Source organism: Niallia sp. FSL W8-1348 (assembly GCF_038006745.1).
GTDB classification, from domain to species: domain Bacteria; phylum Bacillota; class Bacilli; order Bacillales; family Cytobacillaceae; genus Niallia; species Niallia alba.
In genome coordinates, this window is record NZ_JBBOVV010000001.1 from 81,373 (window position 1) to 106,835 (window position 25,463).

Genomic DNA, 25,463 nt, shown 5'->3' on the forward strand with positions numbered 1-25,463 from the left:
TACATGTTTCATAATCAAAGTTTTTCCTGTGGTATAGTTGATTCTTTCTTGAAAACTATTAGATTTGTCAAAACAAACGCTAAGATAACGGTTCCAATTCCAACTAATAAATAAGTAGTTACCTGATAAGGACTATAAATATACATTAACGGGGATAAAAGCACCGCTAACCCGTAGCTGTTTGCTTGGATATCTAAAAACGATAGTACCATCCCACCAATTGCTGAGCTTGCAAGCATTACACCAATCGCTTTCATACCTGTCCGCATGACAACTCCAAATAATGCTGGTTCACTAACACCTAACAACTGTGTTACAGTCGCCGATATTCCAGCCGTCTTAACCGCGGAATTTTTGGTTCGCAAGGCAATGGCTAAACAAACAGCAGCATTGGCAAAACCATACATAGCACAAACAGTAATCAAAGGATTAAACCCAGTTGAAGCAATTAAAGAAGTTTCAATCATAATAAACATATGGTGCATCCCTGTCATGACAGCAATCGGATAAAGGAATCCGATGATTAATCCGCCAATTCCTAATGGTAAATGTAAAAACAGCTCAATTACTTTGACTGCCTGTGATTCAAAACCATGAACTAATGGACCTAAAATAAACAAAGCAATGAAAACTGAAACCAAAATGATAACCCCATGGCATTTAATACAGCTTCATTAAAGAGCACGCCCTTTAATCCTAGGAAAAGACCAGTTGCTCCTAAAATCGGGATAATGGGAACAAAAATATCTGCAATATTACGAACAGCACGTTGCAGCCTAGAAGAACCATCTTTCATCATTTCATCTTTTGAATTTTCTTTATAAGAATAAAGCGATTGCATTTCGGCATAAACTTTATTAACAATTCCTGTTCCCAAAATTATTTGATATTGCCCTGCATTATAAAACACACCCTTTACCTGATCTACTTCTTCAACTTGTGAATCATCAATGACATTACGATCTTTGACTTGTAAGCGAAGACGGGTAGCACAGTGTGTAGCGGAGACGATATTATCTTCTCCGACTACTGCAACAATTTTTTTCGCAATATCTTGGTAGTTTGTTTTTTTAGCCATTGTTTTCTTCCTTTCTTAGCACAAGTGCTTGATATGGTTGTAATGTTAAGCCATTTTTCTCATAAGTTATCTCTGAATAGTTATTTAATAGAATCTCTCCACTAAGGCCCTCGATGAGAGATGCTTGATTGGATAAATTAATTATTACTTGAATCGTCTCTCTGCCAATTCGTTCATATGCAATAATGTGATCTGTCGTATTCATAGGAACAAACTCTCCATAAATCAACGTTTCGCGATATTTAGACTTATTTCTTAATTGAATCATTTTTTTATAATAACAGAGTACTGAATCTTCTTTTTCCAATTGTACTCTAGCATTTACTGTAGTGTGATCCCCAACCAACTTTAACCATGGAACAGTAGATTCGCTAAAGCCAGCTGTTTCACTAGAATTCCACTGAAATGGAGTTCTACTATTATCTCGTGAACGCTGATTAACAAACTCTAATGCCTCTTGACTAGTATAGCCTTCTAACATGGATCGTTGATAATTATCAATGCTTGATACATCATTAAAATCGGCGATTGTTCCACGTTTAAAATTCTTCATTCCTAGTTCTTGTCCTTGGTAAATAAACGGCGTTCCTCTAAGAAAGAAAAACAAAGTACCTAACGCCTTCGCCCCAATTTCATTTTGATATTTTTCATCACTAGTGTTGCGTAAATAGTGTCATAATTTTCAGTTTAATTGTTTACTCTACTTAGAGCCAAAAAAGTAATTACCTTTCTAAAGGCGGCTCCTGTCCATTTGGAAATTTATTTACAATTAGACCTGTGCAACGACAACAATTTGTTGATTAAGGGATGGCTTTTCCTTCAATTTTGCGAAGCCAGACATGTGCTGGTTTCCACAATGCTGCCCTTAAATAACGGCTAATTTGCAAGGTTTTCCGCTTACTTTTTGTTTCGAGTTGTACCAGAACATGAAGACAAAAAACAATAAGTGCGATAAACACTTGATTTTGAATCGCCCATTCACTTTGACCGTAGAATTTCTTGATATTGAGATGTTGTTTAATCCATTTAAAAAACAGCTCAATTGCCCATCGTGATTTATACATTTCCGATATTTCTTCGGCGCTTAAGTCAAAACGATTTGTGATTAAATGAAGTTCATTACCTTTTGAATCTATTATTTTTAGAAGTCGAAAATAGTTTTCAGCTCGGTTTTGAGTTGTACCAATCAACACCATTTGATCCGACAAAACAGATGAATCCTTGGGTAGTTTAAAATCATAAACCTCCCGTACGACTGCGTTTTTTCGTAGCCTAGAAAGAAAAAAGTAGCCTTCATCGGTCATGCGATCAAAACGCTCGTAGTCTAGATAACCTCGGTCAAACACATACATGCATTCTTTATCGTCAACCATAATCTCAAGTTGACCACGATCGTGTTCGCTTGCCGTTGTCATCACGGCTTTTTCGGGATAGGATTCTCCCTTTTCCATAAATACAAGGCGTAAGTGTAACTTTACGCCTGCCTTAGTTTTGCGGAACTTCGCCCATTTATGATTGGTCAAATTTAGTGGCAAAGTACTTGAATCAATAATTTTTAACGGCATGACAAGTTTTGTGTAGTGTGTTTTGGCGTGAATTTGTCCGACTAAATCAAGGAAAAGTCTTTTTGAAATAACCGTTATTACCAATATATTGATCATATTCTTCATACGTAACTCCTGGAGCTTCACCAACCGAAACACATTCATATTTTTGGAAAGTCTCCCGATTTAATTCACTCAAGAAGTCTTTAATACCAGGACGATTACGGCCTTTATGTTTTACACTAGCTAATCCGTCCGCACCATCTGGAATTACATCTGTATAGTCTTGATCCTTTTTAATGAAAGTAATCGAATCAATTCGAAAGCCTGAAATACCCTTTTCCAACCACCAGTTGACCATATCATAGATTTCTTGACGAAGAACTGGGTTTTCCCAATTAAGATCCGGCTGTTTTTTATCAAATGTATGAAAGTAATACATATTTTCTTCATTCGGAACTTTCTCCCAAACACTACCGCCAAAGATAGAACGCCAATTATTTGGGGGATTTCCATTATTTCCTTCTTTAAAGATATAATAATTGCGATAGTTGCTTTTTGAATCATTAAGAGCTGATTGAAACCATACATGCTTATCAGAAGTGTGATTAACAACTAAATCTAAAATTATTTTAATTCCGCTCTTTTTTCCACCAAAATGGTTTTTCCTTTAGTATCTTTGGTGCTTTTTCTGGAAAATAATTTTCCATTTTCTTTACTCCTCCTTTTATGGTATCGATACCACATGTGTGCTATGAAAGAACCTGCTTACACAGATTCTCGGATAATTAACTCTAAATTTAATTCTGAATGATCAATTTGATAGTTTCTATCTTCAAGAAGAGCAATTAACAAATTAGTCGATTCTTTTCCCAACGTCGCTACTGGTTGAGCGATCGTTGTCAATGGTACTGTTAACAATGCCGTAAATGGTTGATTGTCAAAACCCATGATTGCTAAATCTTCTGGAATCTTCTTCCCTGCCTTAATCATCATTTGGAGGATTCCACTTGCAACTTCATCACTACTAGTAAAGATTGCATCTGGACGATTTTCTTTTGGTAGTGCCAAGATTTTATTAGCGATTTGCTGACCATCTTTATTTGTATGCACCTGTTTAAATATCCAATCAATTTTCATTGGTAACTGACTTTCAGTTAATGCTTTTTCAAATCCACTGGTACGAGCATTACCATGTCCTCCACGAGTTAAGCTACCACCTGTACAATAGGCAATTTTGCGGTAACCTTTTGTGATCAAATAATTAGTCGCATCGTAGGTGGCTTTTTCTTGATTGGTAAAAACTTGTGGAATGGTGGAACTAGAAATTTGTTCGTTACACAAAACTATTGGTCCAAATTCCTGATAAGATTCAATGATAGTAGGATCGCCTTCTACTGAACACATGATTAACCCGGCAATGACTTGCTGTTTTAGCATCTCCAACATTCTGATTTCTGCATTTTTATCATCATATGTTTGCATAATTAAAACATTGTAGCCATGTAGTTTCACTTGCCTCTCAATTGAATCAACTAAATATGAAAAAAATGGATTGGTAATACGAGATACCAAAATTCCAATCATTGTACCTTTTTTAGATCGCAACTGTGTGGCGACAGAGCTTGGAGTATAATTAAGCTCATCCATGGCTTTTTTGATTCTTTCACGTTTGTCGTCGGAAATATAAGGATGATTATTTAGATATCGAGAAACAGTTGAAACAGATAGTCCTGCCTTTTTTGCCACATCTTTAATTGTAGCCATAAAGAGCATTCCTCTCTTTCTATGGTATCGATTTCATATTTACTATAATTTCTTTTTTACTTATTGTCAAGAAAAAATACGTCTTTATTTACTATAACACTCACTCCACTTTTCACCTATTTTATTGTATCTGACAACTATTTTTTTTGAAATATAGCAAGTTCATTTTCTCCTATTTCCCAAATCTACCTACTGTTTATTCTTTTAATCCCCTTTTGTTCTTGCTTTTTATAAAATACTAATAAAAAACCCGAAAAGTAGAAGCCTACCTTTCGAGAAATTTTGTTACGCTCTTCGCTTTATTTCCTTTACTCTTTCCATCAATGATGGCTTTTTTCTGTTAAAATAATAAAAAACTCCAGTAATCAGTAAAACAATAATGATTAATGCTAGTGGATTAATATCTGTGGAGAAAACGCCATATGGAATTAATGCAAGTACAAAAAAGTAAAAGAAGTTGCCTATTGCTGTACCAATTGTGAAGGGACGAATAGAAATGTTGCTAACACCTGCAATGATATTTAAGATACTTGTCGGGAAAAAAGGAAAAATTCTGCCATATACGACATATCGCATCCCTTTTTGTTCAATTTTATCCAACATTTCTTGATGTTTTTGAACTTTGCTAATCACAAAATCTTGGAACCAAAAGCGAGTGGCATAAAAAATAATCATCGCTGCTATTACACTAGAGAACCAGCTCCATAGAAATCCATAAAAGAAGCCAAATGAGTAAAAATTGAGGGTAATCACCAAAATTAAAGGAATAACAGTAAAGCTATTCTGAATAATCATAATGAATAAACTTACAATAAGTGCATAAGAAAGATTATTTTTAAATACAGAAGTGACTGAATCAATCTCCCCTTGACGAATCGCCTGAAAGATATCTGTATAACGGAAAAATATAATAAAGAGGCTAATCGTCACAAAAAATGTGAATGGCTTCCAAAAATGTTTTATAATAAATCACCTTTTTCATAAATTATATGTCGCATACTAAAGAGTGGTACACTTTAGATGATTCATTTTACTACAAAATTCTTCATTTTAATTTTTTTATAATTATCAGTTTTCTACCCGTTTCTTTCATTTTTGAATCAAAGGTAGTATTCTATGAATTATTAAGCCATTAAAACAAATATTAGTTCACAGAAAAAAAGCGCTAATTTTCCCATCAAAGATAAGTAAATGTAAGAGTCTTTTTATTCAAATAATAAAATATTTAACTCTTTTCCATATCCGTGAACAAGCATTGTATGTAATTGAGCTCTATGGTGATATACATGGGCTACTATTTCTATCAGCCACTCATATTTTGTGTAAGTTGTTCCCCAATAGGAAGTACTATGCTCGTGTAATTGCGTTTCTGCCAGATTCATATAATTATCTTTTAGAAATTGATAATTATCTACAATAGCCTCTTTTACATCCTTTTTGCTTTTTAATGAAATACTTCACTAGTGTTGCATAAATGTTGTTAGAATATTCAGTTTAAATATGTCCCCTGTTAAGAGCCAAAAAAGTAAATACCCAACTAAAGGTGGATCCATCCATTTGGAAATTTTTTACAATTAGACTTAAGAGACGACGACAATTTGTTTATTAAGGAATGGTTTTTCCTTCAATCTTTCGAAGCCAAATATGTGCTGGTTTCCACAAAGCTGCCCGTAAATATCGGCTAATTTGTAGGGTTTTTCGTTTACTTTTTGTCTCGATTTGTGCGAGAACATGCAGGCAAAAAACAATAAGTGCGATAAACACTTGATTCTGAATTGCCCATTCGCTTTGGCCGTAAAACTTTTTGATATGGAGATGTTGTTTAATCCATTTGAAAAATAACTCAATCGCCCAGCGTGATTTATACATCTTTGAGATTTCTTCAGCACTTAAATCAAAACGATTTGTGATTAAATGAAGCTCATTTCCTTTTGAATCAATCACTTTTAGAAGACGAAAGTAATTTTCGGCACGGTTTTGCGTCGTACCAATCAACACCATTTGATCCGACAAAACAGATGTATTCTCGGGTAGTTTAAAATCGTAAACCTCCCGTATGACTGCGTTTTTTCGCAGCCTAGAAAGGAAAAAGTAGCCGTCATCTGTCATCCGATCAAAGCGTTCGTAGTCTAAGTAACCACGGTCAAACACATACATACATTCCTTGTCATCAACCATTACTTCAAGCTGACCGCGGTCATGTTCTTTGGCCGTTGTCATAATGGCCTTTTCGGGATAGGATATACCTTTTTCCATAAACACAAGGCGTAAGTGCAATTTAACACCCGCTTTTGTTTTGCGGAATTTTGCCCATTTATGATTAGTCAAATTGAGAGGCAATGTGCTTGAATCAATGATTTTTAATGGCATCACAAGTTTCGTGTTGTGCGTTTTGGCATGAATTTGTGAAACTAAATCAAGGAAAAGCTTTTGGAATAAGTCTGGATTCATGCCATTTAAACGGCGTGAGAGTTGGGAAATACTGATAGAATCAAGATCAATGCCCTTTTGCAGTTGATCATCGAAAAGACAATCGCTCAGCGCATGCAGACTTTCGACTTCTTCTAGCTGCGCAAAAAGTAATAATTTTAGAAATGACTCTGTCGTTAGTTTTTTCGTATAGAAATCTAATTTCAACGTTTTCACGTTTTCTTCAAATAATTGAAGATTTATTGGTGAAAACCATTGTCCAAATGAAGTTTTTCGTGTAATCTTGTCCATGCGATAGTCCTTTTTAGTGGATTTGGACGGGTTACCACCTAACTTATCCATTATAAAGGACTTTTTCTTTGCATAAAATGATAAAATTGAACATTTCAAGTATTTTTAATAGTTAAATTAAATTAACGCAACACTAGTGGAAATACTTGAATAATAGTCATTCATTTCTTCTTGTGTTGCACCGTTAGAAATCAGAAAATCCGCTTTACAAATAACAGCGATATGTTCTAACAGTTCACCTATTGAACGTTTATTTACAAATAGTCTTTTTTGTAAGTCCGTCTCTTCTAAAGCATCGATTATTTCTATTGTCGTGTTTAAAGCTATTTCAATTTGATTTAATGCACTAGTAGTGTATGTATTCACCAATATCTCTCCTTACCCACAAAGAATATATGTTCGTTTTCGTCATTATAGTCCATTCTATCATAACTTCAACATACCTATTCGTGAATATAAAGGAGCCAAACAAATTCGTATTTGTTTGGCTCCTTATATTTTAAGGATTAATATGCTTTCTTTTGTCTCCAAAGCAAACGATCACTTTTTTCTAAAGGTGCGTTTTGCATTAATAAGTAGGAGGACAGAAGAAAAACAAGGGATATCCCAAATAAGCTGGTAACAAACTGGAGATGGTTCATGAAAATGACTTCTAATAACCAGCTTATATCTCCAAAAACAACGATAATCGTACCGATAATTAGGAGTAACGTAGCTACAGTAAGTGTTAATACGGTACCATAATTAAACCAAATCGTTTTTACAATCATTCCCAAACTAAATAAAAAGAATATCCAACAAAAATCTACCCATAGATATACAAGCCAATTGGAGCTACTCGTAAGTTCTGCTAAATGCAAAAGATTAATCGTACTATTTATATTATTGGTGATTAGATAAAATAAATTAAGGATTACTACACTACTAATACTATAAATGAATGCTGTAAGATACAAAGCCAAAACAAACTGTTTTCTAGTTCCGCCTAATGAAAGAATATATTTGTAGCCACTAAAATTAGCAAACGGATAGATGAGAAAGACAATGAATAAAGGTCCGAACAAGATAAATACTCCAGCATCTGCTACACCCATAAACCCTAAAATATTATAAAAAGCGAAGAGCACAAAAGTAATGGCAGCATTTATATAAAATGTTAGACTCATTTCTCTCATCATTAATCGGAATGGTCCAGTAAAAGTATTCATCCTTTTTGCACCTCTTTCTTTGTTGTATAGTTAACTAAATAATCCTGCAATTTTGCTTTTTCCACCGTAACACCAGCTTCTTTAGCTCTTAATTTCCACTCATCTGTAAATATGTCGTCAATCATTACATTGATTTGTTTTCCAAGTTTTCTTTTTTCTAAAATTGTATGTCCTTCTATTAAAGACTCTATCGATTTTGCTGATCCGGATAATAGAACACCATGCATTTTCAACTCTTCTGTTTCTTCATAACGCACAATTGTCTGTTCGTTAATAATCGCGATTTTTTCACACATTGCTTCAATCTCATCAATATGATGGGTAGATAAAATAATGAAGCGAGGATCTTCCTCATACGTATTAAGGAGTGCATCGTAAAACTGCTTTCTCATATATGCATCAAGCCCATTCGTTGGTTCATCCATAATGGTTACAGGAGCTTTACTAGCGAGCCCCAAGACAATTTGTAACATTGTTTGCATCCCTTTAGAGAAATTCTTGATTTTCTTTTTCCTTGGAAGTTCGAATAATGCAATTAGATGCTCAGCTAGCTCTATATCCCAGTTTTTATTAAACAATTCCCCATAACGTAAGGTATCCTCAACATTCCAAAGTACGGAGAAGGGATGATTTTCTTGGATATACGTTATATTGTTCATTGCCTCCTTATTGTTATATGGGGTAATACCATTCACATTGATAGAACCAGCATCAATATTTTCCATACCCGATAAAAGCTTCATAAACGTCGTCTTCCCAGATCCATTCCGACCCCAAAGTCCCATAATGATTGGTTCAGTTTCTGAAATATTTACATTTTTTAGAGCGGGAATATTGCCATATGCAAACGAGACATTCTCAAGTTTAATCATCTGTATAATCCTCCTTAATTACTTGAAGTAATTCTACTTTTTTTATTTCAATACGCTTTGCTTCTTCCATCATCGGTTTTACATATTCCTTGTAAAACTCTTCTTTACGCTTTTCAAGCAGCTTTTGTTTGGCACCTTTTGAAACAAACATGCCAACGCCACGTTGCTTATATACGTATCCAGCCTCAACCAATGCTGCAAGTCCTTTTTGAACAGTAGCACGATTAATTTGATAAAACTTTGAAATTTCAGTCGTAGAAGGGATTTGATCACCTTCCACTAACTCCCCTTCCACAATTTCATTTGCAATCATATCTGAAATTTGCTGGAAAATAGGCTTTGAGTCATCAAAAACAGCTTTCACGGATTACTCCTTCCTTCACACGTTGAACGGTTGATTAGTTATGTAATCAACTATACATCGGTTGTTTCTTTTTGTCAAACTATAGTAGGTGAGTATAGATACAAAAGCCCTTTTATATTGCAAAGATAACAGTCATTTAACATTTTATTTAAATATTCTATTTTTGGAAAAAAACGTCGAAAAAAAGGAGTATAATGGAAATAAAAATGGGGAGGTTGTTGAATGATTACCGTACGAGAAGATATTGCTCCACCAGGTTTAATTGATACGAAATTATATATCATGAAAACAACTAATTCTTTTATTATTTCTATCCCTAAAATTAACTGGTCTACAGAACTAAGTAATACGGATTCACCACCTGACCAATTCGATCATTTGCTTCATTCTTTAACATTTCATATGTATGAAGGGAATTGTTCTGAACTAGCAGAATGTATCACAACATCTATTGGCAAGTATGAAAATTCAAAATGAGTTTCTATCTCTTTTTTCCATTATATTTCAACATACTTAAAGCACAAAAGATAATAATCTTATCTTTTGTGCTTTTCATTTCTATATATTCCTCCATTCTTCTGCTCCTCTCTCTCTTCATTAAATTTTGCATGAAACTGTTCCTATAGGCTAAAATGTTTAAATGAATAATAGAATATATTAAAGGAGTTTTTTTATTGGATTTTCTTTTTACAAGTGAGCGATTAGGATTTCGTTTATTAACAATAGAAGATATTGAGGCGTGCGAACAGTTTTGGGGAAATGAAGAAGTAATGAAATATTGTGGAGGCAGTACTTCCTCTGCATTATTGCCTCAAGTTATTGATTTTTATCAGCAATGTCAAGGTGATTTTGGTCTCTCGGTTTATGGTGTTATTGACTTAGCTAACAATACAGTAATTGGGGCTGCCGGCTTTAATATCGAGGATTCTATCGAAGAAGTGGAACTTATTTTCCATTTCACAAAAAACAATTGGAATAAAGGCTATGCTACAGAAGCAGCTAGTGCATGTATGATGTTTGCTAAAGAACAAGGAAGTTTGCAAAAAGTAATTGCTTCTGCCAGCATTGAAAACAAAGCTTCTTTAGAAGTTCTTGGCAAAATTGGTTTTCAATATTTGGGGATAAAATATTTTGAGGATACAGATCAGGAAGAAGCTTATTTTGGGTTTGTTTTTTAATATTTATGTATACTTACTGCTAGTAACCCATCCGCAGCATGAAGGTAGTTCGATTTCCCCGGAACGAGAGCTGTGAACCTCCTAGTATAGGCGGTTCTCACTTTTCTCGCTATTCCACTGTGATGTCTACGTGTATTTAAGCTACTCACTTTTTCTAAAAAAGAATAGAAAGAAGGCCGTGAGTACAGATTTTGTGTGTTTTGAACCAATAGATTTTCTCCGTTCTATAGATTTAATTAATTACTATACACTAATCAACTTTGCATCTACCTCTGTAATTGAACTGTTTTCTGTCTTAAATTTTGTCATTTCTTCAAATGGTGTATTTGTTAAATAACATTGTAAACACATAATTACCGCGCTATGGGTAACAATTACAATATCTTTACTCGTTTCAGCTATTATTTTACTTAATGCTGACAAAAAACGGTCTAACATTTCTTGATACGATTCTCCTTTTGGTGGTTTCGTATATCTGCGATTATTGAATCAATTGTTCGTATCCTCTTGGGTATATTTCTTGAACTTCGCTCCACGATCTTCCTTCCCATTCTCCCAAGTCAATTTCTTGTAAACCATTTCTTATTATATAGTTTATTCCTGTTGTTCTGCTCAAAATTTCAGCTGTTTGAACCGCTCTCTCTTGTGGACTTGAATATATTTTTGAGAAGGAATATTGTAGATCAACGATTTTTTCACTTAATTGTTCTGCTTGAATAATCCCTTTAGAGTTTAGTTTAATATTTTTACTACCTTGAATTTTTCCTTGTACATTCCAGTCGGTCTCTCCGTGTCTTATCAAATATATTTTCATCTATATCCTCCGTAAGAAATCCTTTTTATCTCTTCTTACCCCTGCATTTCCTCTACTGTTTTAATAATTCGATATAATGCTTGATTAATAGGTGTTTCGATCCCAAGTTTTTGCCCATAGGCAATTACTTTTTCGGCAAATAGAGCTACTTCTGTTTTTCTAGCTGCTTCTATATCTTGCAGCATCGAAGTTTTTCCAGTTCCACTTACTTTGCTTAAGACATTATCAAAAAAATACTCCATATCATGGCCGGATAAATCAATTTGTTTAGCCTGTGCTAGTTTGATTACTTCTTTCATTGCACTTTTGGCTAGTTCTCTTGCTGGTCCTTCTTTTTGAAATAAAGCATAAGGGGCTCTTGTAACGGCAGATGCTTGATTCATGCCTACATTTATCATGAACTTATTCCATAATGCCCTTTCCATATCTGCTGGTACATCCACTGATATATTTGCATGTTCTAAGCAATGTTTTACTTCTTTCACGCGATCCGTCAGTACTAAATTTTCTTTCTCCCCAAAAGTGATAATTCCAGCATTGCTATAATAAATTCGGTTCCCTTCTCTTGTTGAGTCAATCCCATTACAAATCGAATAGAGAACCTTTTCTTCTCCATAGCTTTTTGCAATTTCTTCTTCGCTCGTAATTCCATTTAATAAGGATAGGATAACTGTTTGTTCTCCTACAAATGGACGAATAAGGGAGATTGCTTCTTGGAGTTGTCCATATTTTACTGCGAGGAGAAGCAAATCAAATGAGTCTGATTGTGTTTCTGGATTGATATAATGATAGGACGTTTCTTCTCCATTTATGTAAAACTTTTCTTTTTCATATTTTGTTTTCCGATATTCATCGACAATGATTTTCACTTCTAATTCTTCGATGGTTTGAAGCATTTTTCCGTATACTGCGCCTATCGCTCCAAGCCCAACTATACCGATTTTTTTGATAGCCACTTTCTGTTTCCTTCCTTCCGTGATTATTCGCAATCTTTCCACTATTTTAACATAAATTTCTAGTTAAAAAAAATACTTCCTTTTTATAATTAAAGAAAGTATTTTTATCCTATCTTATCTTTTTACTGTTTCAATCGCTCTATTAATCGCTTTGCGAGCAAGCTCTTTCTCTCCTAATTTATGATTGTCCTGAAGCATATCAATTACTATTTTTTTTGCGGTCGTTTTATTCCTAATAATCGGATATACTAATGCATACAGATGGGTTGCTTGTTTTTTATTCATGTTTATTTTTGCTGCATGTCATTTACATTCAGCGCTAGCGTAACTTTAAATAAATCCCCATCTGTATCAATTGTGATCATTCCCTCATGAAGGTCGATGATCGATTTGGCAATTGCAAGCCCAAGACCTGACCCATCTGTATGTCTCGATGTATCGCCTCGTTTAAAACGCTCATATAATTCATCCAAATTATCATCAAGCTCATACTTTGATATATTTTTAAATTGAAGAATAGCTTGCTCTTTTTCTAGTTTAATGGAAATATAGACACGTGAATGCTCTAAAGAATATTTCAAAATGTTACCTATTAAATTATCAAATACTCTCCAAAGCTTCTGCCCATCAACAACTGCATAAATCGATGGTTCTTGTTTGGTAACGCGAAAATCAAGAGTGGAAGCTCTTATATTTTCATCATATTCCCCTAATGCTTGCTGTAAAAGCTGGACTAAATCTACCTTTTCCTTTTTTAGTTCCACATTGCCGCTTACCATTTTAGAGACCTCAAATAAGTCATCAATCAATACTTTTAACCGTTGTGATTTCCTGTCAATAATGGCTACATATCCTTCTTTTTCTTCTTCTGATAGATTTTTATTTTTCAATAATTCTGTGTAATTGATAATCGATGTTAATGGAGTCCGTAAATCATGACTGACGTTCGTAATTAATTCTGTTTTTAGTCGTTCGCTTTTTGCTTGTGCATTTTGAGAGATAATTACACCATTTTTTAATGTATTGATATTATCTGCCAATGTTGCAAGTTCACTAGAATTTTTAATAGCTAAATCACTCACTTTTTGACCACTCATTATATCATTTGTATATACAACAAGCTCATTTAGTGAGTTGGTAGTTTTCACTAAATAATTGATGGCTGGGATTCCAATAATAATCAATACTACAAGATACAGTGGAGCGATAATTGGAATCATAATCGTCAATAGTAATCCAATGCCTAATCCGAAAACAATAACCAAACAGAGAATCAATTTAGTCAGCGGTGTTCTACTCGAAAATAATAGAATGAAAGGTCTTTTCATCGCTTTAAAACATGTATTTATAAATGTATTTGCCCAAGTTAATTTTTGCCCTTTTAATTTATCTTTATATAAATGAGATATTTGGACAAATGATAAGGATATAAAAAGCCATGCTAAGCATCCAAATAGAATAACATCTTTCCAAGATTCCCCTTCATTATACAATTGGATCTCAAATTGATCATATACTCCCCAAAGACCAATTATCGCAACTATTATACTAATTAACAGTAAAATAACCCCAATATCAATCGGAACTTTTTTATAAAACGACAATTCCCATTTTTTTAAGATGCTTCTTCTCGTTAAGAGGAAAAAACAGCTTACAGCTAAACTGATGATACTAATAACACTAAACCAAATTACTTGTTTTTGTTGTATTTTATAGTTTTCCTCGTCTTTATTTAACATACTATCTGCATTTAAGTTGTCAGGAACAGCAATTTGTCCCTCAAAGCTGCCTATATTCTTCTTTATGCCATTTAAAATCGAAACTTCAGTCGCAACTGTATCTGACGAACCAAACTCATACCAAGGAGAATCTAATGAAATGTATTGATGCTCCCACTCATCTTTTGGATCAACATGAATATCCTGAAGAAATTTTGTATTTTTCTGATTCAACATACTCTCCACGGTTTCGCCCTTGGAAGGATTTAGATTTGTTACTATTTCTCCTGTTTTCTTATTTTTAAAGTAATACTGGAAAGAATCTGCCCAGTCTTTATAATCGTATTCCCCGTACTGTAATTCTTGATAGTATTCATCTAATTGTCGTAATTTTTCTTTTTCTATCTTTGCTTCTACATATTCATCACTTTGAAAATTTTTCGTTATATCAGAGATTTTCTTATCTCTTTCTTCTATGTATAGCTGTTCTGCTTCATTGCTTCCCGTCTCTTTAGCTGTTTGAATTTGCTCCTCATACTGACTTTTTATATTTTGAATTTGTTCATTAAGATCTCCATAATAATAACGGTAATCATTGATTTCTTCTTGCGTCACTGTGATGTTCTTCTTTGCTTCTTCTAGCGGAACAGAATATAATTCATAATCACTAAGAAGACCAATAAAGTAATTCATCCTATTTTGAAAGATAGCGGTTTTATAATAATCTGTTTGCAAATATCTATTAAACCATATGTCTAAAGATGTAATTCCACTAAGTCCGATTGTAATAAGTAATGTCCAAACTAAAAAAAGAGCTTTACCTCTCGATTTTGTAGCCAATGCCCCACACCACCTTTAAAAATCGAGGATTCTTTGGATCTACTTCGATTTTCTCACGTATTTTTCGAATATGTACTGCTACCGTATTTTCGGCATTGTATCCAGGTTCTTTCCATACACTTTCATAAATTTCTGTAATAGAGAATACTCTGCCTGCATTTTTCATCAATAGATCTACTATTTTGTATTCAATCGGTGTTAGCTTTACGCATTCTCCATTCACCGCGACTTCCTTTGCCTCTTGGTCTAAGGTTAAACCATTTAAATCTATTTTTTTCTTTACTCCATCAAAAGTTCCAAGTGTCACATATCTTCTCAGTTGTGATTTTACTCTTGCGACTAGTTCCATGGGATTAAAAGGTTTAGTTATGTAATCATCTGCTCCAATTTGTAATCCTAATATTTTGTCGGTATCCTCACTTTTTGCGCTTAACATAATAATGGGGATATTTTTTTGCTCCCTAATTTTATAAGTAGCAGAAATACCGTCTAAATTCGGCATCATTATATCCATTAGAATTAAATGGATCGTTTTTTCCATTAATAGATCTAAAGCTTCTACACCATCACTTGCTTTTAAAACCGTTATTCCTTCGTTTTTAAGATAAATTTCAATTGCATCTCTAATTTCTTTTTCATCATCTACTACTAACACATTGTAGTTCCCCAACTCTACGCACCTGCTCTCTCTCTCTTGGATGTCTCTATCATATGAAAAAAATCTTAAATTTCCATAAGCAAAATTCTTAAGAATTTCTTAATATTCTACTAAGATATTCCATCCTCTTATTCTATCAAAGGAAGATGGTGTTCACATCCACTATTTATGTTTCTTTTTAAACTATGGTATATTTAGAACAATTAAATTATACGGAGAAGGACATGTGCTATCGTTAAGGAGAGTGAAAAGCATGACGAATCATTCATCCTCATTTTCTAAAGTAACAGGAAGAAAATTGACAGATGAAATCATTGAACAACTTAAAAATAAAATATTTTCTGGTGTCTTTAAAGTTGGGGATCGCCTTCCTCCTGAGCCCCAGTTAATGGAAGAATTTTCGGTTGGTCGTTCAACCCTTCGTGAGGCTATAAAGGTGCTCGTGCATGCTGGTATTCTTGAAGTGAAGCAAGGAAGAGGGACACGAATTATCTCACTGGATTGGGCAAATGAAACATCCTTTGATCAACAGCTTAGGCAGGCGGATACAAACGATATTTATGAAGCAAGGGCGATGTTAGATCAAGAGATCGTCAAATTGGCTGTCAAACGAAGAACGCAAGAAGATTTATTACATATAAAATCATGGTTAGATAAACGGTACCACGCCTTGCAAAATGGAAATTATGCCACCTATGTAGAAGCCGATATTGAATTTCATCTTGCTATTGCCAAAGCGAGCCATAATAAAGTTTTATTAGATCTCTATCAATCCTTTACTCCTGTGTTAACAAAGATTTTAAGTAATTTTCTTTTACATCAAAAAAACTACAGGGATAATTCCGTGATCCATCAACAACTGTTTGACGCTATTTTAAACCAAGAGGAAGAAAAAGCCCTTCAATGTGTACAAAAAAACTTGGAGCTATAACAGCTCCTTATTTACAACACAAAACATCTGATGATATGATGTATATATTAAAAATAAAAGGATGGACTGAAAATGAAGAAACAAACAGCTTTCATGATTATGGCACTTTTTTTCGTATCATTTAATCTAAGAACGAGTATTGCGGCAATCTCCCCAGTTTTAGAAAGCGTTCGAGCTGATTTACATTTATCCAATGGGATTGTTAGTTTATTGACCGCAATTCCGGTTATTTGCATGGGGCTTTTTGCATTTTTTGCAGTGAAAATAAGTGCACGATTCGGTTTAGAAAGAACAATTGCTGCCTGCTTAGTTCTTATTGGAGTTGCTACTGCTTTACGCGCTTTCAGTCATTCTGCTTTCACCTTGCTCTTTACCGCCTTTTTTATCGGGATTGGCATAGCGATCGCCGGACCACTTGTTTCTGGTTATATCAAACAACAATTCCCCCATCAAATCGGGATGATGATTGGCATCTATTCTGTAGGGATGGGATTAGGAGCATCCTTTAGCGCTGGATTGATGTTACCTTTGCAAAAGCACTTAAATAACTCTTGGCAACTGGCTCTTGCAAGCTGGAGCATTTTTGCCGTAATCGGTTTTCTTTTTTGGTATCCACAAATGGTCAAACATAGAGAGATTGCTCTTACCTCCAAGATACCAACTCTGCTACCATGGAAAAATAAAAAAGCATGGATGTTTACGCTCTTATTTGGCTTACAATCGGGAATTTTTTACACGATTAGTACTTGGCTTGCACCAATTGCTCAATCAATGGGCTTTAACGGCACTCAATCTGGGACACTCATTACCTTTTTTACCATTATTCAAATGATTTTTAGCTTCCTAATTCCTTCTCTAGCTGATCTATATAAAAACGAAAAAGCTTGGTTATTAAGTAGTATTGGATTCGTGCTTATTGGTTTATTGCTGTTCCTTTATCCCCTAGTCACTCCTTGGATTGCTACCGGACTAATTGCTGTAGGACTTGGAGGATTATTTCCCCTTGCCTTAGCTTTGCCATTAAACGCCACAAACTCTTCCCAAGAAGCAAGTGCCTGGACTTCGATGATGCAAGGAATTGGGTACATAATTGGTGGGATTATTCCCATTATAGCTGGATTAATAAGGGACTATATCTCTTATGATAAGCAAGTATTTGTCATGATGATGATTCTTTGTTGCATTATGATTATTGCTTTATCTAGGTGGAAAGAAAAAAGTTCAGTACCTTCAAATAGTTAAAAAAATGGTTTTCATCCTCCACGATGAAAACCATTTTTGCTATTGCTTAGCTTTAATTTGTTCCCGGATTTTCTCCAGTTGTGCGAGTGATAATTCTCCTAAAGATTCTTTAATTTCCTCTTCCATAAGTTTGCGATTCTTCTCTTTATATTGATTCCACCAGTCACGAAGTCCTGCCGTTTGATCCAATATGTAATCGATGTCGATTTCTTCTACCTCTTCATCAGAAATATACTCCAACACTGCCACTAACATGCGGTTTAGTTTATCTACTTCTACTTCTTTCTTTTTCGTATTAGTTGGTTCCTTTTCTACCTCTTCGCTAATCTCTTCATCTTTGCGAGGCATCGTTTTCCTCCTCCCTTTATTCCTGTTTTTTCTAGTATTTCCGTTAGAAAAAATCGCTATTCTTTCCAGTGCAGGAAAAAGGATATCCTTATAATGAAGGAATTAATGATGTTAAAATTTTATTTACTATTACTTGCAATCCCCTCAATCAAAGGTCTTAACCATTCATCCAGATTAGTGAACACAAAACCCGCTTTTTCTGCCTTTTCCGTATTCATATACCATGTGGCAGGAATCGCAAATGGAGATGTATTTTCCTCGTCACCTTCTAAAGTTATTTTCGCAGCATGCCCTGTAATCTTTTCGATCATACGGATTAATTCTCCCATTGAAATTTTTCCATTTGCCGTTGCATTAAATGGACCTTTCACGTCTGACAAACCTGCCCATTTTAAGAATGCAGCAGCTTCTGAGGCAAGAATAAAGGACATTTCTGCTTCCATATTAACAAATCCTATTGTTTTTCCTTGCTGAATCTTCTCCACATGAAAATGCAAACGACGAGTGTAATCATCTTTCCCTAACACGATGGGGAACCTTACTGCCACAACTGGAAATATTGCATACTGAAAGAAAACGGCTTCCGCTTGTCTCTTTCCTTCATTATATGTAAAAGCATCCTTATCTCCCCATACTATAGGATAGTGATATGGATCAAAATCTTCTTCACTTTTTTCTTTTCCATCTGCAGAATAGGTTGATAAGGAAGAGGTAAACACAAGCTTGCCAATATTCCCGTTAAAAACTTCACAGAAATCCCTTGCTTCATTCGATGTATAGCAAATATTGTCATAAACAATATCAAATTTTCGTCCTTCAAAATGATTTTTAAGTTGTTCCTTCATAGAGCGATCACCGATGATATGCTCCACTTGATCGCCAAATGGATGACTTGTTGTCCCACGGGTCATAATCGTAACCTGATGCCCCTCTTCCAACAGCACTTCTACAAGCTTTCTTCCGAAAAAACGCGTTCCACCAAGTACTAATATTTTTTTCATCTATTTCACTCCTAAACAATGACATGCGTATTACATTCCATATGGAAAAGATATTTCCTCCTTTTGCATTCATTATATTATTTCCATGAATCGATCTTAATTAGCAATAAAATATTCTATGTTCAAAATCTGTTCTTTCTGAATCACGGATGTAACTCCCTGAACAATTTGGTCCCCATTATTCCACATTTCTGAGTTGCGTAATTTCGCTAAGTGAAATATTCTTTCCCAGCTTTGTTCCTTTGTAATCGTTAATTTCCCCTGATCAAACAAACTATCTTCTTCCTCTGAAATCGTACAAAAGCCATCATTTAACACACAGTGCCAAGCATCAAAATCAGAAAGAAGAACTTTATTTTCTGGTATTTCAACTGTTAAACATACAGCTTTTGTTCCTTTGTTAAAATGACCTTCCTCGCTTAATTTCGGTTTTGTCGCCCATAGCCAAATAGGCATCAAACCATTATTATTTATTCTCTTATCCATTTGTTCAATCATCCACTTATAGGAAGGGAGGAAATCTTTATCCACAAACTCCCCGTTAGCCGTTTTTATTTAAGTTATTGACCACTTCTACTGCTTGGTTGGTGAAGTATACAGGCATCTATCAAACTTCCTATCCTTTATTTCACTATTTCAGAAAAACCTCCATTATGGTAATATCATACAAAAAAAGAAAAAGAGATTATAGGAAATAGAATTTCTTTAGCGATGGATCTTTTATTATTTTTTAGGCTGTTTTCTAAAGAATTGTTGTTTTTTAATCGTAAAAAAGAATTAGTTGAAATAATGGAGCAGCCGGAATACACGTAGACTCCTGTGGGATTAGCGAGACAGCTTAGACCCTGCAGGCTGTAAGCAGACCGCGGCTCAGCGCGAGCCCCACGGAAAGCGAAGTGTATTCCGGCTGCGGGTAATCGTAACAAACTTTACGAAAACAGCCTTTTTTATATCTCTTGTGGCTTATATTCTTGCGTTTTTTATGAGTTTCCCTTTTTCCAATCCTCTCTTTATTACTCCTTTGACTTTTTCCTCTCATTGGGATAATCTTTGGCTGCTTAGGAAAAAAAGGATTCTTTAAAATTAGCTGCCTTATTGGTAATATCCTTATTTTTATAGTAGTGCCAGTAATACCTGTCGTTACTTCTTTTTTTTGGAATTAACCTTGATTTCCTCTCATGATTAAATGTATTTTGACTGGGGGTATGAATTTGCAGCAAAAGCGCTCATTTTCATTAATCTTATTAATAAATATCGTTATTTTTTGTCTACATCAGTATCTATTCTTTTATGTTAAATATCCCAATTTCCTTTTGCAACTTTTATATTTTCTTTTCACTTTTTTGCCTTTAAATTTATGGATTTGGCGCAGTAAATTTAAGGTGAATTTTTATTCTCACTGGCTATGTATTTATATAGGACTCCTTTTCTCCACTTTCTTATTCTTTCTATTTAAATCATTGACAACGGATAAGTCAGATTTTTTATCTGAAGGCGAATTCTACTTTGATTTATTTTTAACTATTATTGTTTTTTCTTTTGTCGAGTTATTAATGTTAATTTGTTTGAACGGGGTTACTTATATTTTAAGAAGATTAAGCTACCACTAAATCTACTACATTTCGAAGCATAATTTATCTTTATCAATAAATAAAGGTATTTAAATGTCCTCTCAGCAAGGACATTTAAATACCTTTTGTCTTTTTGTGGTGTCAGGCACTCTTAATTATTCTTTGCTTAAATCCTTTTGTAAGTGGCACGACGATGATGCCGGCGATGACTAGTTGCATGATATTACCTGGGACGGAGCCGAACGGCAGGATCCAGTTTCCATAAAGGATCACTTCTGTAAAATAGTAGCCGACAACTTTAATGATCATGGCAACAGCAACTGCTAGTAGATAGACAAAAGATTTTTTGCCAGGCATCTTTTCCACAATAAGTCCAGCTATATATCCCATAGTACCAACGATAACAAATGTGAACGGAGCCCATAATGTCCATCCTGACATAATATCGAATAAAGCCATTCCAAAAGCGCCTACAATCGCACCTGATTTCTTGCCAAAAATAAACGCAGCAATCAAAAACGGCACGTTTCCCAAATGGATTAGTCCCCCATTTCCCATCAATGGCAGCCTGATGTTGATAAACATTGTGGCAAGAAACGTTAAAGTAATAAATAGTGCATTGAGAACCAGAATTCTCGTTTTGTTTTGTTCAGTCGCAAACATGCAAATCATCCTCTTCCTTCAAGTGTTTGTTTTCAGTTTATAAAAAAGAATCTCCTCTTTTTCCATGATTACTAGTATAATAAAATCTGACAATATAAAAAGTGTCAATTTTTATAAAAATAACGTGGTCAGAAAGGAGGATTCCCGAATGGATATGCTTATGTTTGAATTGAATAAAAACGCAACAAAACCCTTGTATGAGCAGCTTTATATGGGAATCAAAGCCGCTATTTTGAGCCAACAAATTGAAGTTGGAACGCAACTCCCCTCAAAAAAAAAATTGGCCGATTTTTTAAACATCAGCCAAACAACCATTGAAGTGGCATATGCTCAGCTGGTTGCAGAGGGATTTATTGTATCAAAACCGCGGATTGGTTTTTTTGTAGAGGATATAAATGAATTACCATATATTGAAACAGAACACGTTGAGTTGCCTATGGAGGATACGGAGGTAAAAATGATCCGATTTGACTTTCATCCTGGAAAAATCGATACAGAGTCCTTTCCCTTCTCACAGTGGAGAAAGTATGCAAAAACTTTATATGATACCCCGTCGAAGGAGTTGCTACAGATTGGAGAACCCCAAGGGGAATACACTTTACGGACTGAAATAGCCAAATACCTATATCAATCGCGTGGGATTATATGTAAACCGGAGCAAATTGTGATTGGTTCAGGAACAGAACAACTCTTTCCCATGATTTTAAGGTTACTTGAAAATGATTCAAACTTAGCCCTTGAAAATCCTGGCTATTCAGCAAGCCCTAGAATTCAACTGCAAAATAAAGCGATCCCTATTCCAGTTGATGAAGACGGATTGATTGTGGAACAACTTGAAAAAACAAATGCGAATGTGGTCTACATTACGCCTTCCCACCAATTTCCGACAGGTGCAATTCTTTCCGCCACAAGAAGAACACAGTTAATGCAGTGGGCAGCAAAAAGTAAAAATCGCTATATCATTGAAGACGATTACGACAGCGAATTTCGTTACACTGGTAAACCCATTCCCGCCTTACACGGGATGGACCAAAACGATAAGGTGATTTATCTAAGTACGTTCACCAAATCATTAATGCCCTCATTGCGATTGGCCTATTTTCTTTTGCCTTCCACATTGCTGAAAAAATATAAGGAAACATTCAGTTATTATTCAGCAACTGTCCCAAGATTCGACCAGCATATAGTAGCCAGCTTCATGAGAGACGGTTATTTTTCAAAACACTTAAACCGTATGCGGAAAATTTATCGGAAGAAACTTGATAAACTGACCCATATCTTTAAAACGGATTATCCTGAAGTCATTATCACTGGAGATCAAGCCGGGATGCATATTTTAATTTCCCTTCCGCTGCAAAAAAGTGAAAAAGAGTTAAAAGCCATCGCAGCAAAAAGCCATATCTCCATTTATCCTTTAACCGATTATCTGTTAGAACCCATAGAATATAAGTATCCAACATTCCTGTTAGGGTTTGGTGGCATCCCACTAGAGAAAATCGAGGAAAGCATTCACCAATTAATGCAATGCTGGGAAATGGCAAAATAATTAAGCTTGAACCAACTCCAGCTAGAATCTCTATTTGGTTTAGATTATGGCGCAGTATTATTTAAGAAGTATGTGTTAATTCTTCTTAAACTGAATGATTATGATAGCTATTTTTTTCAGAATCCAAAGCATTTTCTCCTTGAATAAATAAAATGACCCACCTTGGTCCGCATTAGTAAAGAGGCGTGGTGGGTTCTGTTTCATTAACCATATATTATAGCTTTAGCCATATCAAACAACAGCCTAGTTTATTGAAAGCACCTGTTAGTTTAAGTACAATATTTCACCTTCTACTTAAATTTGTAACAACCTAAAAAAGGCACAATATCCTCATTAGGTTCAATGTGCCCGTTCGTATGTATGTATTTCTTTTCTACTCCCGTATTTTGTTCATTAATAATACAGGTATGATGCAACCTATTGCTGAAAAGAAAAGAACCTCAACTAATAATTTCATTGTTGAAACAATTTACGTAATAATTAATTAAAAAGAGAGTTTACTTTCTGATACTGAAAGTAGCCTTTGAATATTTTTCATATGTCTAAAAATTACCATAACCGCCATTAAGCAAACAAATATATTAAAGTAAAAAGTATGACCCCAAAATGGGATAAATGAAATAGTAGCAACAAGTATTGTAGCACCTATTGATCCTAAAGAAACATAACGAGTTACAGCGACTAATATCACAAAAAATCCAATGCATAGAATTGCCAAAATCCAGTCAGCCATAAATAATACAGCCACTGCTGTAAGTGCTCCCTTACCTCCTTTAAACCTAAAATATATCGGCCAGTTATGCCCTATTACTGCTCCTGCTCCTGCCGATAGAAGGCTTAAGCAATCACTAACATCCCCAGAGAAAAAGTAAACATTTAAGTATAAGCCAATAAAACATGCAATAATGCCCTTTAATATATCACCCACAAGTACAAATGCAGCAGCAGAATTACCTAATACTCTTAGAGTATTAGTAAGACCGGCATTTTTACTTCCGTGACTTCTTATTTCCTTGCCATATATTTTTCCTACAATCACAGCAGTATTAAGGCTTCCTAAAAGATACCCCAAAACCAAGGCAACAAATATCCTTAAAACGTCCATCATCAATCATCACACTCTCTCTCACTTATCTTTCAAGCAATAAAAATCTTTACTTATCCAAATGGTAATATTCTCTTTTTAAAACTAGAAAACCTTCTTTAATTAAACTGCCCCTTTAGCTCCAAAAGTGTGTATTCAGATCGAATTACACACAAATATTTTTGTACAACACATATCAACACTCTTTAATTTTGAAAGATATCCGCAACTAAATTACTAAATTCCTTTAAGTAATAAAGGTAGTTTTCTCCTCCATAGTTATAACGTTTATTGTACATCTTTGCAACGACCACATTGTATTTGGGAATAACCAAAAGAGTTGGTCCTGTTATTCCTAATATTTGATAAGAACCTTTCGGAACCCTATCACCAAGCTCACTGTAAGCTGTTGGATTCCCTTGCACATACCAATACAACCCATTCAGTGGTAGCTTATTATCTCTGTAATGAGGACTTTGAATTTGAGTTGCAATCTCGATAACTTCTTTTGGTACAATCTGCTTTCCATCTGCAAACCCTTTATTTAAATGAAGGTTTCCCCACTTTGCAAACTCCCGTGCAGTGGTATGTAAGTTTGATTCCATTCCATCAGCAGAATTCCCTAGTTTGAAGGTCCCTTCATCTTCGCGATTAATGATTTGTTTTACTAATAATTCACTCTCTTTCGTTTGCCAAGCTGTTTCCCTAAATCCTAATTTTGAAAATACTCTTTCTTCCAAAAAATCTGGAAAACTCATGTTAAATAGACGATTTACTAGTTCTGTCATCATTAACACATTAATCCCTCTATAAGCCCAATTTTGCCCAGGTTCAAACTCTCGAAAAATAGTACCATCATCTTTTTCGTGTAATCCGTGTGAATGGGTAACTAAATGACTTAAAGTTGTTTTACCTAATAACTCTTCATCCATATCTTTAAAGTAATCAATGGCATAATCATTGAGGCTCTTAATTTTCCCTTCATATAGTGCATAGGCCACTACTAATCCAAGGTAGCTCTTTCTAGCAGATGCTACGTTAAATTGAGAGGTTGAGGTGATCGGAGGTGCTTTAGTGGAATTTGAATGAAAGCCATTATAATGTTCAAGTATTACTTCGTTATTCTTCAAAATATATAATGATGAGCTACTACTCCCATTTTTTTCTCTAATATTTTCTACCCATGTAACCAATTTATCAAGATACTCCATACTACTACTCCTCTAAATCCATAATTTGTATATTACCCTTACTACTATTCTCTACAAATTATAGAAGTCCTTCTTTCACTATCCTCCCCCTTTTCTCCCACAAGCAAGGGTTCAATTATTACAGACATTCTTTCCCCATTGTTACAAA

28 protein-coding genes and 2 pseudogenes are annotated in these 25,463 nt (G+C 34.6%); 5 read left to right on the top strand and 25 right to left on the bottom strand.

The window, feature by feature from the left end; genetic code table 11:
- Positions 1–14 precede the first annotated feature (14 nt).
- The 13 genes and pseudogenes from NST60_RS00480 to NST60_RS00540 form a co-directional block, all read right to left on the bottom strand.
- A complete protein-coding gene (locus NST60_RS00480; protein WP_198013241.1) occupies positions 15–641 on the bottom strand; it encodes a PTS transporter subunit EIIC in 627 nt (208 codons plus the stop codon).
- Positions 608–1,078, bottom strand: a complete 471-nt coding sequence (locus tag NST60_RS00485) for a glucose PTS transporter subunit EIIB (protein WP_254415025.1) — start codon at positions 1,076–1,078, stop codon at positions 608–610. Before NST60_RS00485 ends, NST60_RS00480 begins: the two co-directional genes overlap by 34 nt.
- Positions 1,071–1,709, bottom strand: a complete 639-nt coding sequence (locus NST60_RS00490; RefSeq protein WP_341099757.1) for an alpha-amylase family glycosyl hydrolase — start codon at positions 1,707–1,709, stop codon at positions 1,071–1,073. The genes NST60_RS00485 and NST60_RS00490 overlap by 8 nt, the downstream gene beginning before the upstream one ends.
- 169 nt (positions 1,710–1,878) lie before the next feature.
- Positions 1,879–2,712: pseudogene (locus NST60_RS00495) on the bottom strand (IS4 family transposase); the annotation flags it as partial.
- Entirely contained in the window at positions 2,690–3,259 is a 570-nt protein-coding gene (locus tag NST60_RS00500; protein WP_341099759.1) for an alpha-amylase family glycosyl hydrolase, read from the bottom strand. The pseudogene NST60_RS00495 and the gene NST60_RS00500, both read right to left, overlap by 23 nt.
- Positions 3,260–3,390: 131 nt before the next feature.
- The gene (locus tag NST60_RS00505; RefSeq protein ID WP_341097951.1) at positions 3,391–4,389 is read right to left on the bottom strand and encodes a LacI family DNA-binding transcriptional regulator; all 999 of its coding nucleotides are present in this window, start codon (positions 4,387–4,389) and stop codon (positions 3,391–3,393) included.
- A gap of 285 nt (positions 4,390–4,674) precedes the next feature.
- Positions 4,675–5,319 carry a TVP38/TMEM64 family protein gene (locus NST60_RS00510; RefSeq protein ID WP_016205285.1) on the bottom strand — a complete coding sequence of 215 codons (645 nt, stop codon included), beginning with the start codon at positions 5,317–5,319 and terminating at the stop codon, positions 4,675–4,677.
- Between the two features lie 275 nt (positions 5,320–5,594).
- Positions 5,595–5,771 carry a hypothetical protein gene (locus NST60_RS00515; protein ID WP_341097952.1) on the bottom strand — a complete coding sequence of 59 codons (177 nt, stop codon included), beginning with the start codon at positions 5,769–5,771 and terminating at the stop codon, positions 5,595–5,597.
- A 223-nt stretch (positions 5,772–5,994) separates the two neighbouring features.
- A complete protein-coding gene (locus NST60_RS00520; RefSeq protein WP_100525938.1) occupies positions 5,995–7,110 on the bottom strand; it encodes an IS4 family transposase in 1,116 nt (371 codons plus the stop codon).
- A 117-nt stretch (positions 7,111–7,227) separates the two neighbouring features.
- On the bottom strand, positions 7,228–7,476 hold the full coding sequence (locus NST60_RS00525) for a hypothetical protein (RefSeq protein ID WP_341097953.1): 249 nt from the start codon (positions 7,474–7,476) through the stop codon (positions 7,228–7,230).
- A gap of 140 nt (positions 7,477–7,616) precedes the next feature.
- Entirely contained in the window at positions 7,617–8,318 is a 702-nt protein-coding gene (locus tag NST60_RS00530) for a hypothetical protein (protein ID WP_016205283.1), read from the bottom strand.
- A complete protein-coding gene (locus tag NST60_RS00535; RefSeq protein ID WP_341097955.1) occupies positions 8,315–9,190 on the bottom strand; it encodes an ABC transporter ATP-binding protein in 876 nt (291 codons plus the stop codon). Before NST60_RS00535 ends, NST60_RS00530 begins: the two co-directional genes overlap by 4 nt.
- Entirely contained in the window at positions 9,183–9,554 is a 372-nt protein-coding gene (locus tag NST60_RS00540; protein WP_016205280.1) for a GntR family transcriptional regulator, read from the bottom strand. The genes NST60_RS00535 and NST60_RS00540 overlap by 8 nt, the downstream gene beginning before the upstream one ends.
- Positions 9,555–9,776: 222 nt before the next feature.
- On the opposite strand from NST60_RS00540, the gene NST60_RS00545 reads away from it, so the two are divergent.
- Together NST60_RS00545 and NST60_RS00550 are read left to right on the top strand one after the other, a co-directional pair.
- Positions 9,777–10,031, top strand: a complete 255-nt coding sequence (locus tag NST60_RS00545; RefSeq protein ID WP_016205279.1) for a YueH family protein — start codon at positions 9,777–9,779, stop codon at positions 10,029–10,031.
- A 197-nt stretch (positions 10,032–10,228) separates the two neighbouring features.
- Positions 10,229–10,732, top strand: coding sequence for a GNAT family N-acetyltransferase (locus NST60_RS00550; RefSeq protein ID WP_341097957.1), 504 nt, complete (start codon positions 10,229–10,231; stop codon positions 10,730–10,732).
- Positions 10,733–10,975: 243 nt separating this feature from the next.
- On the opposite strand, the pseudogene NST60_RS00555 reads toward NST60_RS00550, so the two are convergent.
- From NST60_RS00555 to NST60_RS00580, 6 genes and pseudogenes are all read right to left on the bottom strand, one after another.
- A pseudogene (locus tag NST60_RS00555) lies at positions 10,976–11,200 on the bottom strand (histidine phosphatase family protein); the annotation flags it as partial.
- Positions 11,201–11,213: 13 nt separating this feature from the next.
- Complete coding sequence (locus NST60_RS00560; RefSeq protein ID WP_341097958.1) at positions 11,214–11,546, bottom strand: histidine phosphatase family protein; 333 nt, start codon at positions 11,544–11,546, stop codon at positions 11,214–11,216.
- 35 nt (positions 11,547–11,581) lie between these two features.
- A complete protein-coding gene (locus NST60_RS00565; RefSeq protein ID WP_341097960.1) occupies positions 11,582–12,502 on the bottom strand; it encodes a ketopantoate reductase family protein in 921 nt (306 codons plus the stop codon).
- Between the two features lie 114 nt (positions 12,503–12,616).
- Positions 12,617–12,787, bottom strand: coding sequence for a hypothetical protein (locus NST60_RS00570; RefSeq protein ID WP_341097961.1), 171 nt, complete (start codon positions 12,785–12,787; stop codon positions 12,617–12,619).
- Positions 12,788–12,789: 2 nt separating this feature from the next.
- A complete protein-coding gene (locus NST60_RS00575) occupies positions 12,790–15,060 on the bottom strand; it encodes an MFS domain-containing histidine kinase (RefSeq protein WP_341097962.1) in 2,271 nt (756 codons plus the stop codon).
- The gene (locus tag NST60_RS00580) at positions 15,038–15,730 is read right to left on the bottom strand and encodes a response regulator transcription factor (RefSeq protein ID WP_169188443.1); all 693 of its coding nucleotides are present in this window, start codon (positions 15,728–15,730) and stop codon (positions 15,038–15,040) included. The genes NST60_RS00575 and NST60_RS00580 overlap by 23 nt, the downstream gene beginning before the upstream one ends.
- A gap of 241 nt (positions 15,731–15,971) precedes the next feature.
- Between NST60_RS00580 and NST60_RS00585 the strand changes: the two genes are divergently transcribed.
- Entirely contained in the window at positions 15,972–16,649 is a 678-nt protein-coding gene (locus tag NST60_RS00585) for a FadR/GntR family transcriptional regulator (protein ID WP_341097963.1), read from the top strand.
- Positions 16,650–16,721: 72 nt separating this feature from the next.
- Complete coding sequence (locus NST60_RS00590) at positions 16,722–17,891, top strand: MFS transporter (protein ID WP_445304386.1); 1,170 nt, start codon at positions 16,722–16,724, stop codon at positions 17,889–17,891.
- Between the two features lie 39 nt (positions 17,892–17,930).
- Here the strand turns inward: NST60_RS00590 and NST60_RS00595 are convergent, their stop codons facing one another.
- The 4 genes from NST60_RS00595 to NST60_RS00610 all read right to left on the bottom strand — a co-directional run bounded on the left by NST60_RS00595 (position 17,931) and on the right by NST60_RS00610 (position 21,474).
- The gene (locus tag NST60_RS00595; protein ID WP_341097964.1) at positions 17,931–18,239 is read right to left on the bottom strand and encodes a hypothetical protein; all 309 of its coding nucleotides are present in this window, start codon (positions 18,237–18,239) and stop codon (positions 17,931–17,933) included.
- Positions 18,240–18,358: 119 nt separating this feature from the next.
- Positions 18,359–19,240 (bottom strand): NAD-dependent epimerase/dehydratase family protein, encoded by an 882-nt coding sequence (locus tag NST60_RS00600; protein WP_341097965.1) that lies wholly within the window; start codon positions 19,238–19,240, stop codon positions 18,359–18,361.
- A gap of 96 nt (positions 19,241–19,336) precedes the next feature.
- Entirely contained in the window at positions 19,337–19,726 is a 390-nt protein-coding gene (locus tag NST60_RS00605) for a DUF3841 domain-containing protein (RefSeq protein ID WP_341097967.1), read from the bottom strand.
- A 1,226-nt stretch (positions 19,727–20,952) separates the two neighbouring features.
- Complete coding sequence (locus tag NST60_RS00610; RefSeq protein ID WP_412758699.1) at positions 20,953–21,474, bottom strand: ECF transporter S component; 522 nt, start codon at positions 21,472–21,474, stop codon at positions 20,953–20,955.
- Positions 21,475–21,622: 148 nt separating this feature from the next.
- On the opposite strand from NST60_RS00610, the gene pdxR reads away from it, so the two are divergent.
- Positions 21,623–23,020 (top strand): MocR-like pyridoxine biosynthesis transcription factor PdxR, encoded by a 1,398-nt coding sequence (gene pdxR / locus NST60_RS00615; protein WP_341097970.1) that lies wholly within the window; start codon positions 21,623–21,625, stop codon positions 23,018–23,020.
- 484 nt (positions 23,021–23,504) lie between these two features.
- Here pdxR and plsY read toward each other — a convergent pair whose 3' ends face one another.
- Both plsY and NST60_RS00625 read right to left on the bottom strand, forming a co-directional pair.
- Positions 23,505–24,128, bottom strand: a complete 624-nt coding sequence (gene plsY / locus NST60_RS00620; protein ID WP_341099762.1) for a glycerol-3-phosphate 1-O-acyltransferase PlsY — start codon at positions 24,126–24,128, stop codon at positions 23,505–23,507.
- 182 nt (positions 24,129–24,310) lie between these two features.
- Positions 24,311–25,315, bottom strand: a complete 1,005-nt coding sequence (locus NST60_RS00625) for a serine hydrolase domain-containing protein (protein WP_341097971.1) — start codon at positions 25,313–25,315, stop codon at positions 24,311–24,313.
- Between the last annotated feature and the right edge of the window lie 148 nt (positions 25,316–25,463).

Excerpts from the sequence above, each read along its gene's own strand:
- NST60_RS00590 (WP_445304386.1), top strand. The coding sequence starts at position 16,722 with ATGAAGAAACAAACAGCTTTCATGATTATGGCACTTTTTTTCGTATCA.
- NST60_RS00600 (WP_341097965.1), bottom strand. The coding sequence starts at position 19,240 with ATGAAAAAAATATTAGTACTTGGTGGAACGCGTTTTTTCGGAAGAAAG.
- NST60_RS00545 (WP_016205279.1), top strand. The coding sequence starts at position 9,777 with ATGATTACCGTACGAGAAGATATTGCTCCACCAGGTTTAATTGATACG.
- NST60_RS00585 (WP_341097963.1), top strand. The coding sequence starts at position 15,972 with ATGACGAATCATTCATCCTCATTTTCTAAAGTAACAGGAAGAAAATTG.
- NST60_RS00535 (WP_341097955.1), bottom strand. The coding sequence starts at position 9,190 with ATGATTAAACTTGAGAATGTCTCGTTTGCATATGGCAATATTCCCGCT.
- pdxR (WP_341097970.1), top strand. The coding sequence starts at position 21,623 with ATGGATATGCTTATGTTTGAATTGAATAAAAACGCAACAAAACCCTTG.
- NST60_RS00505 (WP_341097951.1), bottom strand. The coding sequence starts at position 4,389 with ATGGCTACAATTAAAGATGTGGCAAAAAAGGCAGGACTATCTGTTTCA.
- NST60_RS00595 (WP_341097964.1), bottom strand. The coding sequence starts at position 18,239 with ATGCCTCGCAAAGATGAAGAGATTAGCGAAGAGGTAGAAAAGGAACCA.
- NST60_RS00605 (WP_341097967.1), bottom strand. The coding sequence starts at position 19,726 with ATGGATAAGAGAATAAATAATAATGGTTTGATGCCTATTTGGCTATGG.
- NST60_RS00530 (WP_016205283.1), bottom strand. The coding sequence starts at position 8,318 with ATGAATACTTTTACTGGACCATTCCGATTAATGATGAGAGAAATGAGT.
- NST60_RS00520 (WP_100525938.1), bottom strand. The coding sequence starts at position 7,110 with ATGGACAAGATTACACGAAAAACTTCATTTGGACAATGGTTTTCACCA.
- NST60_RS00560 (WP_341097958.1), bottom strand. The coding sequence starts at position 11,546 with ATGAAAATATATTTGATAAGACACGGAGAGACCGACTGGAATGTACAA.
- NST60_RS00610 (WP_412758699.1), bottom strand. The coding sequence starts at position 21,474 with ATGTTTGCGACTGAACAAAACAAAACGAGAATTCTGGTTCTCAATGCA.
- plsY (WP_341099762.1), bottom strand. The coding sequence starts at position 24,128 with ATGATGGACGTTTTAAGGATATTTGTTGCCTTGGTTTTGGGGTATCTT.
- NST60_RS00485 (WP_254415025.1), bottom strand. The coding sequence starts at position 1,078 with ATGGCTAAAAAAACAAACTACCAAGATATTGCGAAAAAAATTGTTGCA.
- NST60_RS00570 (WP_341097961.1), bottom strand. The coding sequence starts at position 12,787 with ATGAATAAAAAACAAGCAACCCATCTGTATGCATTAGTATATCCGATT.
- NST60_RS00625 (WP_341097971.1), bottom strand. The coding sequence starts at position 25,315 with ATGGAGTATCTTGATAAATTGGTTACATGGGTAGAAAATATTAGAGAA.
- NST60_RS00515 (WP_341097952.1), bottom strand. The coding sequence starts at position 5,771 with ATGAATCTGGCAGAAACGCAATTACACGAGCATAGTACTTCCTATTGG.